General features: G+C 35.2%; 12 protein-coding genes, 1 pseudogene and 1 riboswitch. All 13 genes and pseudogenes read left to right on the top strand.

Annotated elements, in window-relative coordinates:
* Positions 1-408: 408 nt before the first annotated feature.
* The 13 genes and pseudogenes from ACW9JY_RS04280 to ACW9JY_RS04220 all read left to right on the top strand — a co-directional run bounded on the left by ACW9JY_RS04280 (position 409) and on the right by ACW9JY_RS04220 (position 13,435).
* Positions 409-1,386: an alcohol dehydrogenase catalytic domain-containing protein gene (locus ACW9JY_RS04280; protein ID WP_457283510.1), complete on the top strand. Its 978-nt coding sequence runs from the start codon at positions 409-411 to the stop codon at positions 1,384-1,386.
* 285 nt (positions 1,387-1,671) lie between these two features.
* A complete protein-coding gene (locus ACW9JY_RS04275) occupies positions 1,672-2,700 on the top strand; it encodes a LacI family DNA-binding transcriptional regulator (RefSeq protein WP_457283509.1) in 1,029 nt (342 codons plus the stop codon).
* Positions 2,701-2,735: 35 nt separating this feature from the next.
* Positions 2,736-4,151 (top strand): L-fucose/L-arabinose isomerase family protein, encoded by a 1,416-nt coding sequence (locus ACW9JY_RS04270; RefSeq protein WP_457283508.1) that lies wholly within the window; start codon positions 2,736-2,738, stop codon positions 4,149-4,151.
* A gap of 25 nt (positions 4,152-4,176) precedes the next feature.
* Positions 4,177-5,172: an exo-alpha-sialidase gene (locus tag ACW9JY_RS04265; RefSeq protein ID WP_457283507.1), complete on the top strand. Its 996-nt coding sequence runs from the start codon at positions 4,177-4,179 to the stop codon at positions 5,170-5,172.
* A 22-nt stretch (positions 5,173-5,194) separates the two neighbouring features.
* A pseudogene (locus ACW9JY_RS04260) lies at positions 5,195-5,797 on the top strand (FGGY family carbohydrate kinase); the annotation flags it as partial.
* 50 nt (positions 5,798-5,847) lie between these two features.
* Positions 5,848-6,066 (top strand): hypothetical protein, encoded by a 219-nt coding sequence (locus tag ACW9JY_RS04255; protein WP_457283506.1) that lies wholly within the window; start codon positions 5,848-5,850, stop codon positions 6,064-6,066.
* 251 nt (positions 6,067-6,317) lie between these two features.
* A riboswitch (cobalamin riboswitch) is annotated at positions 6,318-6,496 on the top strand.
* A gap of 303 nt (positions 6,497-6,799) precedes the next feature.
* Positions 6,800-7,852, top strand: a complete 1,053-nt coding sequence (cobT, locus tag ACW9JY_RS04250) for a nicotinate-nucleotide--dimethylbenzimidazole phosphoribosyltransferase (RefSeq protein WP_457283505.1) — start codon at positions 6,800-6,802, stop codon at positions 7,850-7,852.
* Between the two features lie 19 nt (positions 7,853-7,871).
* Positions 7,872-8,837, top strand: coding sequence for a cobalamin biosynthesis protein (locus ACW9JY_RS04245; RefSeq protein ID WP_457283504.1), 966 nt, complete (start codon positions 7,872-7,874; stop codon positions 8,835-8,837).
* Between the two features lie 75 nt (positions 8,838-8,912).
* Positions 8,913-9,995 (top strand): threonine-phosphate decarboxylase CobD, encoded by a 1,083-nt coding sequence (gene cobD, locus ACW9JY_RS04240; RefSeq protein ID WP_457283503.1) that lies wholly within the window; start codon positions 8,913-8,915, stop codon positions 9,993-9,995.
* Positions 9,979-10,587 (top strand): bifunctional adenosylcobinamide kinase/adenosylcobinamide-phosphate guanylyltransferase, encoded by a 609-nt coding sequence (cobU, locus tag ACW9JY_RS04235; protein WP_457283502.1) that lies wholly within the window; start codon positions 9,979-9,981, stop codon positions 10,585-10,587. The genes cobD and cobU overlap by 17 nt, the downstream gene beginning before the upstream one ends.
* On the top strand, positions 10,577-11,323 hold the full coding sequence (gene cobS, locus ACW9JY_RS04230; RefSeq protein ID WP_457283501.1) for an adenosylcobinamide-GDP ribazoletransferase: 747 nt from the start codon (positions 10,577-10,579) through the stop codon (positions 11,321-11,323). Before cobU ends, cobS begins: the two co-directional genes overlap by 11 nt.
* On the top strand, positions 11,296-11,910 hold the full coding sequence (locus ACW9JY_RS04225; RefSeq protein WP_457283500.1) for a histidine phosphatase family protein: 615 nt from the start codon (positions 11,296-11,298) through the stop codon (positions 11,908-11,910). The genes cobS and ACW9JY_RS04225 overlap by 28 nt, the downstream gene beginning before the upstream one ends.
* 43 nt (positions 11,911-11,953) lie before the next feature.
* Positions 11,954-13,435, top strand: coding sequence for a cobyric acid synthase (locus ACW9JY_RS04220; RefSeq protein ID WP_457283499.1), 1,482 nt, complete (start codon positions 11,954-11,956; stop codon positions 13,433-13,435).
* Positions 13,436-13,441: the final 6 nt, after the last annotated feature.

Raw genomic sequence — 13,441 nt, 5'->3', positions numbered from 1 at the left:
AGTAATCGGTTAGCAAGTTGACTGCTAAGTCAGGAAACAAGCTTTTTAGGCAACGGCCAAAAGGCCTTGCAGGGGGGGCAAGGAATCTTCCCTCGCTAATCATCCTGGTACTATTTTAGCATTAGGGCATCTCTTTACAAAAGAAATAATAAAAAAGATCAAAAGACAGATTTTTAATACCATTTTTTAAGTTTCATAACTATACATATTATACGAGGGGAGCTCTAATGTATACTGATGATGATTTTTCAGAATCAATAAACTTAATTTCTCAAAAGAGAATTAATACTCAATTATTAATATCAAAAATTTTCGATGGAATAGATCTAGTACCTGATTCATTTCACTACGCAAGTAATGAAAAAAACTCATTTAAAACTTTGATTAAATTATAAAGAAGGTGTGCTTATGGAAGCTATTTACATCAAAAAACCTCATCAAATTGAAGTAATTAATAAAGAGGAACCATCTACAAAGGAAAATGAATCATTGATAAGGGTATTAGGTTGTGGGGTTTGTGGGACGGATTTAAAAATCTATAAAGGGGAAACTTTGGCTACTTATCCTCTTATACCAGGACATGAAATCGTTGGAGAAATAGTAAAATCTAAGATATTTGAGAAAGGAACCAAAGTTACCATTGATCCAAATAGACCTTGTGGTGTTTGTCAGTATTGTAGGGAAGGTAAAATTCATCTTTGTGAGAATCTAAACGCAGTTGGGGTAAATAGAGATGGTGGTTTTGCTGAATTTCTTTCGGTTCCAAATGAACAGATCTATACATTAAACGAAAATATACAAGTAAAAGATGCGATATTTGCAGAGCCTCTTTCCTGTATAATCCATGGAATAGACCTTTCTAATTTCTCTTACACTGATGATATAGCAATAACAGGAGGAGGAGCAATAGGTTTGATTTTCGCTATGCTGTTAAACAGATTTTCAGTAGGAAAAACCGTTATATTTGAAATTTCTCAAGAAAAAATAGAATTTATAAAAAAAGAATTTCATTTGGAAGTCGAGCATCCTGACAATAATCCCAAATCCAACAAATTTGATATAGTATTTGAATGTTCTGGAACTATTTCGGGTTTTGAAACCGCTTATAACTTAGTAAAAAAAGGCGGAAGAATTATAGATTTTGGAGTCACACCAAAAGGATTGAAATCAAAGGAAGTAGAGCCTTTTAAAATATATAGTGAGGAAATTTCAATAACCGGCTCTTATGTAAATCCATTCACCATGCAAAGAGCTGTGAAAATTCTTAATAGTAATGAATTCCTTTTTCAAAAATTATTAACCGATGTTGGTGATCTTTCAGAGATAAAAAAGTATATATCTTCAGACAAAAAGCCTTTCTTAAAAGCAGCATATATAAACCAATAGAATCAAAACATAATAAACTATCCCATCTAAAATTTAGATGGGATAGTTTATTTACATAAAATTTACAATAGATATTTCTTCGATTAATAGAGGGTTTATAGTTCTTTTATCTAAAATCTGCCAATTTACTCCAAAATTTGGAATTATTTCTAATTAAAGCCGACTGTTATCGAAAATCTTCAATTTGCTCGTCGAGAGTTAATTTTGATTTTAATGTTTATTAATTTATAATTAGAATTAGTAACGCAAACGATTGCTTATTAAATGCTTATGGAGGGTAATCCTATGCAAAAACCAACAATAAAAGACATCGCAAAGGCTTTGAATATCTCTCCCTCTACAGTTTCAAGAGCGTTGTCTGGTAAACCTGGCGCAAGTGAAGAATTACGAAAAAAAGTTATAGATACCGCTCAAAAATTAGGATATATGAAAAATCTATCTGCAGGTACCCTTAAAAATTCAAAATCAAAGATTATTGGTGTTATAGCGTTTGATATAAGGAACCCTTTCTTTTTGGAATTTTTAAAAGGAGTAGAAGATGTTTTATTCCCACGTGAATATAAGATTTTGTTAAGTAACGTCGATGAGAATGTAGATAAAGAAAAGACTTATTTAAACTGGATGATCGGTCATGGAGTTGAAGGTATTTTAGCCTCACCAGTTACAGAAAAAAACGGAAAAAGTAATTTGAGATTATATCAAGATTTTTTCAAAATGGGCATTCCAATAGTTTTCTACGATAGAATGTTTTATAATCAGGATCAGTTTGATCATGTTATTGTAGATAACCAAGATGCAATCATTCAAGCCTTAATGTATTTAAAAGAAAATGGTCATGAAAAGATCGGTATTTTTTTATCCAAAAAAGGAATATTCACTATAGAAGAAAGGCTCAAAGGGTTTCTAAAAGGTTGTAAACTGTTGAATATTCCCGTTAAAAATGAATGGATATGTGAAGATATATATCCTCATGAAAAAGCTATAGACGTTTTAAATAATCTCAAGAGAAAAAATAATTTACCAACGGCGATAATAGCAACAAATAACAATTTAACTAAGTATATAGTTTACGCAGCTAAAAAAAATAACATAAAAATTCCTGAAGAACTGTCTTTAGTTGGATTTGATGATTTACCAGAAAATGAATTGATCGATCCACCTTTAACGACTATAAAACAACCAATATTAGAAGAAGGTAAAATAGCTGCCACATCTTTGCTATCAAGAATAGAAGATAGATATGCCAGACCTATGAAAGTTATACTAAAAGGAGAATTAATAGAAAGAAAGTCAGTCAAAAATTTGAAATCATAACAGATTAAAAAAATCTATGAGGAGGCTAATTTTATATGAAAAAAAGGAAAATAGGGATAATCACATTTTCAGATGGTAGAGATTTTGTTCATGAGGAAACCTTGGAGATGAACAAAAAATTTGAAGACAGGCTAGTAAAAGCGTTAGAAAGCACCGGTGAAGTAGAAGTAGTAAGAGCTTCAGACATTGTAAACAAACCATCAAAAGCAAAAAAAGCTGGAAAAGAAATGATGAAAGCAGAAGTGGAAATGACGATCTTCAATTATTCTATATGGTGTTGGCCTCATTTGAGCGTTATGGCTTCACTTTATGCCCCTGGACCGTATTTAACTTATGGCCAAATAAATCCAAAGTATCCTGGAATGGTAGGATTGTTAGCTGCAGCTGGTGCTTTAGAGCAAATAGGAATATTCCCAGAAAGAGTTTGGGGAGAGCCAGAAGATCCAAATGTTTTAGAAAAATTACTAAAATACATACGAGCTGCCAGTGCTGCACATAGGTTAAAAGGAGAAAGGTACGGAATGTTTGGTGGAAGACCCATGGGAATGTACACAGCTTCTGCCAACGGAGATCAATGGATGAAAGAATTTGGAATTGATGTTGAACAGGTAGACCAATATGCATTGGTTTTAAAAGCTGAAAAAGTGCCATCTCAGAAGAAAAAGAAAGCAAGAGAATGGCTTGAAAAATTAGCAACCGTTAAATATGACGGCAATAGACTCACTCCTGAAATTTTAGAGAAGCAGATAGGATTATATTACGCTGCACTTGAAATTATAAAAGAAGAAGAGCTTGATTTTGTTGGATTCAAAGGACAACCTGAAATGACAAATAATTATGCAACATTAGATATTGCAGAAGCTTTTTTGAACGATCCATACGATTTTGATGGTGTAAAGGAACCTATTGTGGCAGCAACTGAAACAGATATGGATGGAGCTTTAACCATGGAAATCTTTAAACATATAGCCCAAACCCCTGTATTGTTTGCAGACGTGAGGCATTACTTCAAAGAAGAGAATTTGTTGGATTTAGCAAACTCTGGACAGCATGCGACATATTTTGCAGGGAAATCTAACAAACCTGAAGAAAATTTGAAAAACGTGATTATACACCCTGAAGATTTTTATTTCCCAGCAGGTGGTGGCGCTGTTAAACACTTTGCAGCTCCTGGGAGAGTTACATTAGCAAGACTTGCAAGGCAAGATGGAAATTATGTAATGACAATAGTTCCCGTTGAGTTTGTCGAACTTTCTGAGGAAGAAAAGAAAAGGCTCAGTGAGCAAGTACAAATCGAATGGCCACATGCATATGCTAAACTAGATACTGATATAGGAACCTTTTTGGAATATTATCCTTGTAACCATACACATGGGGTATATGGAAATTATATAGATGAGTTGGTACATTTTTGCAAGATAAAGAATATCGATTATCAAATTTTGGATTGAAAAAAATTTATATGGAAGTGAAAAAATGGATGTTATTAGAAAATCCTTTATATTTGACAAAATCCCAGGTAAACTGAGTTCTCATTCAGTAAGTCTTTGTAAAATCAATGAAAAAGAAATATTAGCCTTTTGGTTTGCGGGAACCTGGGAAGGTAATAAAGATGTTGATTTATTTACTTCCCGATACAATATTCTTGAAAAAAGTTGGGAATCTCCAAAACTTTTTGTTCATGATCCTGTAAGATCTCTAGGTAATACAGTTCCAGTATTATTTGGTAATACAATAAGAGTGTATTATGCTGCCATGGAAGGTAAAGATTGGACTGAAACGTCATTGTGGTATAAAGAGTCTTATGATCAAGGAACAACTTGGACTCAAGAAAAACCTTTTTCTCTAGTTAACAATAACCTTTTGTTTGGAACTAAATTATTGAAATTAAGAAATAACAGATATGTTTTTCCTATATATAATGAAAAGATGTGGATTAGTACCCCCTATATATCAAATGATATTCAAAGAAACAAATGGAAAAAATTTGGTGAGATTCAGACGGAAAAGGGAAATATTCAACAAGACATGATCGAAATTAAAAATCACATTTTTTCGTTGCTAAGAACTAGAGATGGTTATATTTATAAAACAACTTATGACTTAGAAAAGAAAGAATGGGATAAACCCAAATCTACAGGAATACCAAATCCAAATTCAAGAGTGACTTTAGAAAAGATAGGAAATTTATTAGTTTGTTGTTGTAATCCGTTGGGTTTAGAGAAAGGAGAAATTATTGAAGATCCTAGAAAGTTATCTAATTTGGAGGATCCGTTTTGGGGTAAAAGAGAAAAGTTGTCTATTTTTACTTCATATGACTTTGGAAATACGTGGCATGAAGAAATTATTTTAGAAAATTCAAAAAACAAAGAATATTCATATCCATGGATTCAGATAATCAGGGAATCTGAATTAATGGTTGCATATACTTATGAAAGAAGAAATATTGCTTATACTATAATAAAAATATAAAGCACACCGGGAGGAACTAAAGATGTATTTAGTGGGAGTGGATATAGGAACTCAAAGCACTAAATCTGTTATCACAGATGAAAATGGAAGAGTCGTTGCAGAAGCTTCGAAAGAATATTCTGTTTTGACACCTCAACCCAATTGGGCTGAACAATGGCCTAATGTGTGGTTTGACGCGGTGATTGATACTCTGAAATTAGTCCTAGAAAAAGGGAAAATAAATCCAAAAACTGTTGCAGGAATAACTATAAGTGGATTATACGGAGGTTAAGGAATCCCAGTTGACAAAGATTTCAACCCCCTAAGGCCCTGTTTAATTTGGATGGATAGAAGGGCAACGAAAGAAACAGATTGGGTTAAAAATAATGTTCCTAAAGAAACTTTATTTGGGATAACAGGTAACTATGTCGATAGTTATTTTGGTTTCACAAAAATTCTTTGGATAAAAAATAATGAAAAGGATATTTGGAACAAAACTTATAAGTTTATAACACCAAAAGATTTCGTCATTCACAAACTAACAGGTGAAGTAATAATAGACTTCTCTTCCGCAGGTAATATTGGAGGAATTTTCGACATTCAAAAAAAATACTGGTCAGAAGAGATGTGCAAAATTCTTGGTATAACTTCAGTGATATTTGGACTCAAATATTTGCAGATATGACGGGATATATTATGAAAAGAACGATGCAAGATGTTGAAGCACCTTTAGGAGATGCATTTTTAGCAGGCTTAGGAACAGGTGTATTTCACGATTCACAAGATATTAAGAAATGGATAAAGTTCAAAGAAAATACTTCACCAGACGCTAATAACAAAAGTGTTTATGATAAATATTTCAGTTTATACAAAAAGTTGTATGAAAATACCAAAGAAATAATGAAACAATTATAATCCCATTGATTGAAATAGAGAAAAATTTAGGGTTCGATGATATTTATTTTCTTCGTATAAATACTTTGAAAATAAAATAATTTTAAAAGCACTGTAGGAAGTAACTCTTACCATTCTTTATGGATGGGTGTTGGACGAGGTGGCTTTGAAGTAAATTTTAAAATTTCTAAAATTAGTAGAGCCATATTTGATAACGAGCCTAATAACTCTTGGAAAAAATACAATGTTGATGTATAATTAAATTATGTAAAAGTAAATATTCACTTAAAAGTGCCCTTATGGAATAATAGGGAAATCAGTGAAAATCTGATGCAGCCCCCGCTACTGTAAGCATGGATGAAATTGTCAAAACCACTGGACTTTGTGCCGGGAAGGGACAAGAGTAAAGGGAAGTGCAAGCCAGGAGACCTGCTTTTAAGGGAAAGATGTTTGTTCTTCGGAGGGAAGGATAAGGTGATAATACGCAACTTAATCGCAATCGGGTAGTGTGCTATGTTAAAAAACCTTAACTTCTTGCAAGTTAAGGTTTTTTTTAATTGGTCATATGGTAAGGACCTTCCATGGATGAAGTAAATTGTTCAAGAATCGTCATAGTAGGAACTAGAAAAGAAGTAGAAGTTAGGTTTAATCATTTCCTTTGAAACGGTGATGTGCAGAATTATGAAAAAGTAATTCCTTCAGTGTTGGATATTGAGTATTAAGTTAATATATTGTAATTAAAGGGGTTAAAAACATGCAGTGGGAAGAAGTAATACCCAAATTAAAGCCGTTAAACGAAGAATATATTATGCAATCGCAAGAACGTTTAGATCAATTAACCAAACCAAAGGGAAGTTTGGGACAGTTAGAACAGTTGGCAATGCAATTATCGGCAATTTATCAGTCGATTTATTTTTCTGTAGATCCTATAACTCATTATGTATTTGTAGGAGATCATGGAATTACCGCAGAAGGTGTCTCTGCTTTTCCGTCTGAAGTTACTACACAGATGGTGTATAACTTTTTACAGGGAGGGGCAGCTATCAATGTGTTAACTAAAAACAATAATGTTGCCATCAAAGTAGTTGACGTAGGAATGAAAGATACGATTGCAGATCCCAGACTGATTCAACGTAAGATCAAAAAAGGAACTAACAATTTCTTATTCGGTAAAGCAATGAGCAAGAAAGAAGTGTATGATGCTATCCAGGTCGGATTTCAATTAGGAATTGAAGAAGTTGAACAGGGAGCGAAAATGTTGTCGATCGGAGAGATGGGTATTGGTAACACGACATCAAGTGCCGCTATAGCTGCTCATTTGCTTGAACTACCCGTTGAACAGATGACAGGTAAAGGGACAGGACTTAATGATATTCAACTAAAACATAAAATAAATGTGATTCGCAAAGCCTTTGAAAAGCACCAACTTGCTACAAAAGATGCTGTGGAGACGTTAGCTACCTTTGGTGGAGTGGAACATGCGGCAATGACCGGAATGATTATTGCCGCATCCTACAAACAAATCCCAGTTTTGCTTGATGGACTGAATACAGGTGCTGCCGCCCTTGCTGCGACATATATTCATCCTATCACTGCATCTTATATGATTGCAGCCCATCAATCAGAAGAGCCTGGACATGCGATTATTTTAAAAGTCTTGCAATTAAAACCGTTATTACAATTGTCATTACGATTAGGAGAAGGAACTGGAGCGATTTTAGCCTTACCTTTAATTCGTTCTACTCAACATTTGCTGCAGGAAATGGCTACGTTTTCCCAAGCAAAGGTGTCGCAAAAAGAGCGGTAAGAGATAGGAAGGCAGAAGAATGTTCTATTCATACTTTTTTCAAACGCTGATTGCTTTTTTAATTGATTTAGGGATTGGCGATCCCCCAAAAATTCCTCATCCAGTAATCATTATAGGCAAAGCAATAGAAAAAGCAGAACGTATCTTAAGAAGATTTACATCAGGAGCGAGATCTGAACGTGTAGCAGGTATTGTTTTAGTTATCTCCATCATCAGTGTCAGTTTTTTTCTTATCCAAGGTATTATCATCTTCGTTCAGGTACTTCATCCATTGTTTTCATGGATCTTTGGCGCATGGTTTATTTCTACTACGATTGCTATCAAAGGATTAGCAGATGAAGGAAGGAAGATTTATCGCCTGCTGGAGACTGGGGATATTGAAAAAGCCCGTGTTCAAGTGGGATATATTGTTGGTCGAGATACCGATAATTTGGATGAAAAAGAAATCGTGAGAGCAACAGTAGAAACGGTGGCAGAAAATATCGTTGATGCGGTGGTATCTCCAATTTTTTATGCTCTTATTGGTGGTCCGGCGTTAGCTATGGTGTATCGGTCAGCTAATACCCTGGACTCGATGTGTGGATATAAGAATGACAAATATCGCTATTTCGGCTGGGCTTCTGCCAGAACGGATGATGTCTTGAACTTCATTCCTGCCCGAATAACCGGTTTTTTATTAGTAATCGCCGCGTGGTTATTGCATTTAAATGCCCGTGAAGCCTATCGTATATGGTTAAAAGATGCAAAAAAGCATCCAAGTCCAAATAGTGGAATTCCCGAAGCGGTGGTTGCCGGTGCTTTAGGGGTACGATTAGGGGGAATCAATGTCTATTTTGGTCAACAGGAGAAAAGAGCCTACTTGGGACAAGCAAAGGCTCCTTTACGGCCCATACATATCAAACAAACGGTTTCATTGTTATATTTAACTTCATTTTTGATGATGATCAGTTGTTCGATATTGTTTTTAATTTTTTCCATGTTTTAAAGATAACAGGATAAAAGTTTGCCAACATCATCGGCAAAAAACATACCATGATTTGCAATGAGAGGAGTCGATTTTATGAATCAATATATTTATCCCCACCTCAACTCTTTAAAGGATAGGCCCCATGGAAGCAAGGATTGGGCAAAGTTAGATTTTAGTATTAATACAAATCCGTTGGGTTTCCCACAATCGATCCATTTCTTATTACAACAGAAGGACAAAAATTGGTTAAGCAAATATCCGGAGATACAAGCGACGTCATTAAAGAAAGTGTTAGCGAAACAATTAGCGGTTGATCCGGAACAGGTAATGATCGGCAATGGAGCTGCAGAACTTTTTTTCTTACTTCCTCGAGTATTAAAAATCCATCAGGGAATTGTTATACAGCCTACTTTTGGAGAATATGAACCTTCTTTGATGGCAGCCAATATCCCGATAAGACGACTCTATTATCAGGAAAAGGAGAATCAGTTTGCTTTTCCAATGGCAAAGGTAGAACAAGTAATGGAAGCGGGAGATTTGCTTTACCTTTGTCGTCCAAATAATCCTACCGGACAGATGCTGACAAAGGCCGAGGTAGAAACACTCTATTTGTTGGCAAAAGAGAAAAAAGCTTTTTTGTTAGTGGATGAATCGTTCATCGCATTTACCGAAGAGCCAGAAGGACTGATCGATGATTTTCAAAAAAATAAATCGTTGATCATTGTTCGTTCGTTAACCAAATTCTATGCGATTCCAGGAATTCGACTTGGATATATGTTGGCCCCTTCATGGTTAATCCATTGGATGGAATTAGCTAGAGACCCTTGGTCTGTGAATAGTTTGGCTCAAAATATTGGAAAGATGATAATGATGGACCAAGCTTTTTATAATACAACTCGAACGTGGATAAAGAAAGAAAGAAGTTGGTTTTACCGTCAACTAACAACTCTTTCTTCTTTTCAGGTTTTTCCTTCTCAGGCTAACTTTTATTTGTTGAAGCTATTGCAAGGGGATGCAAGGGAACTTTATGCCTTTTTAAAAGAAAAGGGAATTGCTATTCGTTTAGCTGATTCCTTCTATGGATTAAACAAGCACTATATTCGGCTTGCCGTAAAAAGGCGTGAAGAAAATCAGCAGTTGATAAAGGAGTTGAACTTATTTGTCTCAAAACGATAAAAAAATTATTTTAGTAACAGGTGGAATTCGTAGCGGCAAATCAAGCTTTGCTCAACGTTTAGTTCAATCCTATGGGGATCATGTTCGTTATATTGCAACAGCGCAAGCAAAGGATGAGGAAATGGAAAAAAGAATTGTGATTCATCGCCAGAATCGACCAAAATCATGGCGAACTCTAGAAGAACCCATTCATTTGGCAAAGTTATTTTATGAGGATAGAAGTGATGATTTTGATAAGCAGATTAATCAAGAAGTTGCATCCTTAATCGATTGTATCACCCTTTGGATCTCTAATCTCCTTTTGCAGAAGGATGAGCAAGGGAAAGAACTATGGGAGACAGAGGAAGGACAAAAAAAAGTAGAATCGATGATTGATGATTTTCTTCACGCCCTTACCGGCCATCGCTATCCAGTAATTATTGTAACCAATGAAGTTGGTTGGGGTGGAATACAAATGAATCCATTAAGTAGAGTGTATCAGGATATTTTAGGGTGGACTAATCAAAAGATTTCCAACATTGCAGATGAGGTTTATATGGTTGTATCTGGTATACCGGTTCTATTAAAGGGTGGGATACGGAATGATCCATAATTATCTTAACGCATTAGGCTTAGCAATTCAATATTATAGTCGAATTCCCCTTCCCTTTTCCTTTCCTTATCAAGAGGAAAATGTAAAAAGAACAATTTTTTTCCTTCCCTTCATTGGTTGGCTATTGGGGGGACTGGTATATTTATTTTATGATTTTTTTCACCCTTATTTTCCCGAGTCGTTGTTTGCAGTCTTTCTTGTTGTTTTTTTATTGTGGCTAACTGGTGCCCTGCATGCAGATGGCTGGATGGATGTTTTTGATGGAATAGGCAGTTGTCAGAGTAAAGAAAAAATGTTAACAATTATGAAGGATAGTCGTGTGGGAGCGATGGGAGTTATTGGATTTATGGGATTATATAGCATTAAAATATTTAGCCTATCAATACTGTTGTCATCAGATTTAATAAAAGAAGCTTTAATTATTACTCCCCTTATCGCCCGATGGGGAGTACTATTAGCTATTGTTTTGTTTCCCTATGCAAGAGATGAAGGATTAGGCAAGCAATACAAGGACTGGTTCAAATTGCCGATGCTGTTTGTATCAATTATCTGGTTGTTACCGGGCTTTTGGTTAAGTTCTTATTTTCCTTTTATGTTGTTGATTAACTTGATATTTATTATCTTATCAGGAGTTTATTTTAAAAAAAAGATAGAAGGGTTAACAGGAGATGTGTACGGATGGATGATTGAAGGGGGAGAGATGCTCCTTTGGATCATGCTGGTGGTATATCTATGATGGATTTTTATCTTCTTCGTCATGGGAAAACAAAATATAATGAAAAGGGTTTATTACTGGGAAAAACAGATGTTCCTTTACTATCCAGAGAAGATCCGGATCTATTAAAGTGGATCGATCGCTTAGTTGCTATTTCTTGGGTAGCCATGTTCCATAGTGGAATGAAACGATCTGAGGAAACCTTACGGGAGATTTATCGAAGGCTTGATGAAAAAAAGAAAGACATTCCTATTTACGTAGATGAACGTTTACAAGAAATGAATTTTGGCGAATGGGAATTAAAAAGTTACGATTGGCTGTACCAAAATCAACGGGAAGATTTTTTAAACTGGTTACATAGTCCTTATGATTATGCTCCTCCACAAGGGGAAACACTAGCTCAGATGGAAAAAAGGGTTATATCCTTCTTTGAGGAATGGGCGTCCAAAGAATTGATTGGATCGATATTGCTTGTGACCCACGGAGGTCTTATTCGGCTTTTATGGTCAATCATACATCAGACATCTTTTTATGAAAAGAAAGTAGAAATTGGTTCTCTTTTTCGCCTTAATTGGCAAAAGCGAAATATGGAAGAAATTTTAGAATAAAATAAATGTCTTAATAAAAAGGTTGAAAGAGGAATGAAAAAATATGGCAAAAGCATTGATGATTGTTGGAACGGGGTCAGATGTAGGAAAAAGTATGGTTGCTACAGCGTTTTGCAGGTATTTTGCTGCAAGAGGTCTTTCCGTTACTCCATTTAAAGCACAAAATATGGCTTTAAATTCCTACGTGACGATAGATAGGAAAGAAATAGGAAGAGCTCAAGGGTTACAAGCAGAAGCTGCGGGGATACTCGCTTCAGCTGAAATGAACCCGGTACTTTTAAAACCGAGTAAAACTCATACATCTCAAGTAGTAGTTTTAGGTAAGCCCGTGGCAGAAATGAATTTTCGTGAATATCGTGATACGCTATATGAATACTTGAAAGAAGTGATTATCCATTCTCTAAATAAACTTCAAGAACAGTTTGATTTAATTGTGATTGAGGGAGCTGGAAGCCCAGTGGAAATGAATTTAAAGGATCGCGATTTAGTCAATATGCAGGTGGCGGAATGGGCAGATGCAGATGTCATATTAGTTGCTGATATTGATCGTGGCGGCGTCTTTGCACAGGTTGTAGGTACCCTTTCTCTTTTACAAGAGGAAGAAAAAAAACGGATAAAAGGAATAATTATCAATAAGTTTCGTGGAGATATATCGTTGTTTCAATCTGGAATAGAATGGCTTGAAAGTCATACAGGTATTCCAGTTATGGGTGTGCTTACCTATGTGCACCTTCCTGAATGGGAAGAGGAGGATTCAGTTGCTCTGAGGAAGGGAAGAGAATTGAAAGAGAAAGCAGAAATAGATATTGCCGTGATTCAGTATCCTTACTTATCCAATTATACAGATTTTGTTCCCCTTCAATTAGAGGAAGATGTACAGATTAGGTATGTGAAAGACGTGAAGGAATTTGGGAATCCCCATGTTGTGATCCTACCGGGAACGAAAAATACCATTGACGATTATCTTTATGTGCGAAATACCGGATTGGATAAAAAAATATCAGAACACGTTGAACAGAAGAGGGAATTGATTGGGATTTGTGGAGGATTCCAAATGCTGGGAGAAAAACTGTGTGACCCTCATCTTATTGAATCGTCGCATTCAGAGGTAGAAGGTTTATCATTGTTACCTATTCACACTTATTTTCATCCTGAAAAGAAAATCGTTAGAGTAAAAGGGGTGTTATATCAAACAGAAATTCCAATTTATGGTTATGAGATCCATATGGGACAAGTTAAATGGCAAAAAGATAATCAGCCAATGTTTTCCTTGGAGGATGGTTCCTATGATGGAGGTCATCACCATACACTTCCCATTTGGGGTACGTTTATTCACGGTATTTTTGATTCTGATGACTTTCGCCATCATTGGTTGGGGAAAATACGAGAGAGGTATCAATTACCAAAATTCTCAAAAAGAGTCTCTTACTATAACAGGAAAGAACAAATGTTTGATAGATTGGAACAATGGTTAATAGAAGGAATGAGTGTGGAAGGTAAAAGATTAATAAAAGCATATAAATAATTATGC

Source organism: Petrotoga sp. DB-2 (assembly GCF_054051725.1).
The sequence above is the reverse complement of the archived record's forward strand: the minus strand, read 5'-3'. Positions and strand labels throughout refer to the sequence as shown.

What these genes read in the sequence shown, in the direction of transcription:
- ACW9JY_RS04280 (WP_457283510.1), top strand. Translation starts at nt 409, where the DNA reads ATGGAAGCTATTTACATCAAAAAACCTCATCAAATTGAAGTAATTAAT.
- ACW9JY_RS04275 (WP_457283509.1), top strand. Translation starts at nt 1,672, where the DNA reads ATGCAAAAACCAACAATAAAAGACATCGCAAAGGCTTTGAATATCTCT.
- ACW9JY_RS04270 (WP_457283508.1), top strand. Translation starts at nt 2,736, where the DNA reads ATGAAAAAAAGGAAAATAGGGATAATCACATTTTCAGATGGTAGAGAT.
- ACW9JY_RS04265 (WP_457283507.1), top strand. Translation starts at nt 4,177, where the DNA reads ATGGATGTTATTAGAAAATCCTTTATATTTGACAAAATCCCAGGTAAA.
- ACW9JY_RS04255 (WP_457283506.1), top strand. Translation starts at nt 5,848, where the DNA reads ATGAAAAGAACGATGCAAGATGTTGAAGCACCTTTAGGAGATGCATTT.
- cobT (WP_457283505.1), top strand. Translation starts at nt 6,800, where the DNA reads ATGCAGTGGGAAGAAGTAATACCCAAATTAAAGCCGTTAAACGAAGAA.
- ACW9JY_RS04245 (WP_457283504.1), top strand. Translation starts at nt 7,872, where the DNA reads ATGTTCTATTCATACTTTTTTCAAACGCTGATTGCTTTTTTAATTGAT.
- cobD (WP_457283503.1), top strand. Translation starts at nt 8,913, where the DNA reads ATGAATCAATATATTTATCCCCACCTCAACTCTTTAAAGGATAGGCCC.
- cobS (WP_457283501.1), top strand. Translation starts at nt 10,577, where the DNA reads ATGATCCATAATTATCTTAACGCATTAGGCTTAGCAATTCAATATTAT.
- ACW9JY_RS04220 (WP_457283499.1), top strand. Translation starts at nt 11,954, where the DNA reads ATGGCAAAAGCATTGATGATTGTTGGAACGGGGTCAGATGTAGGAAAA.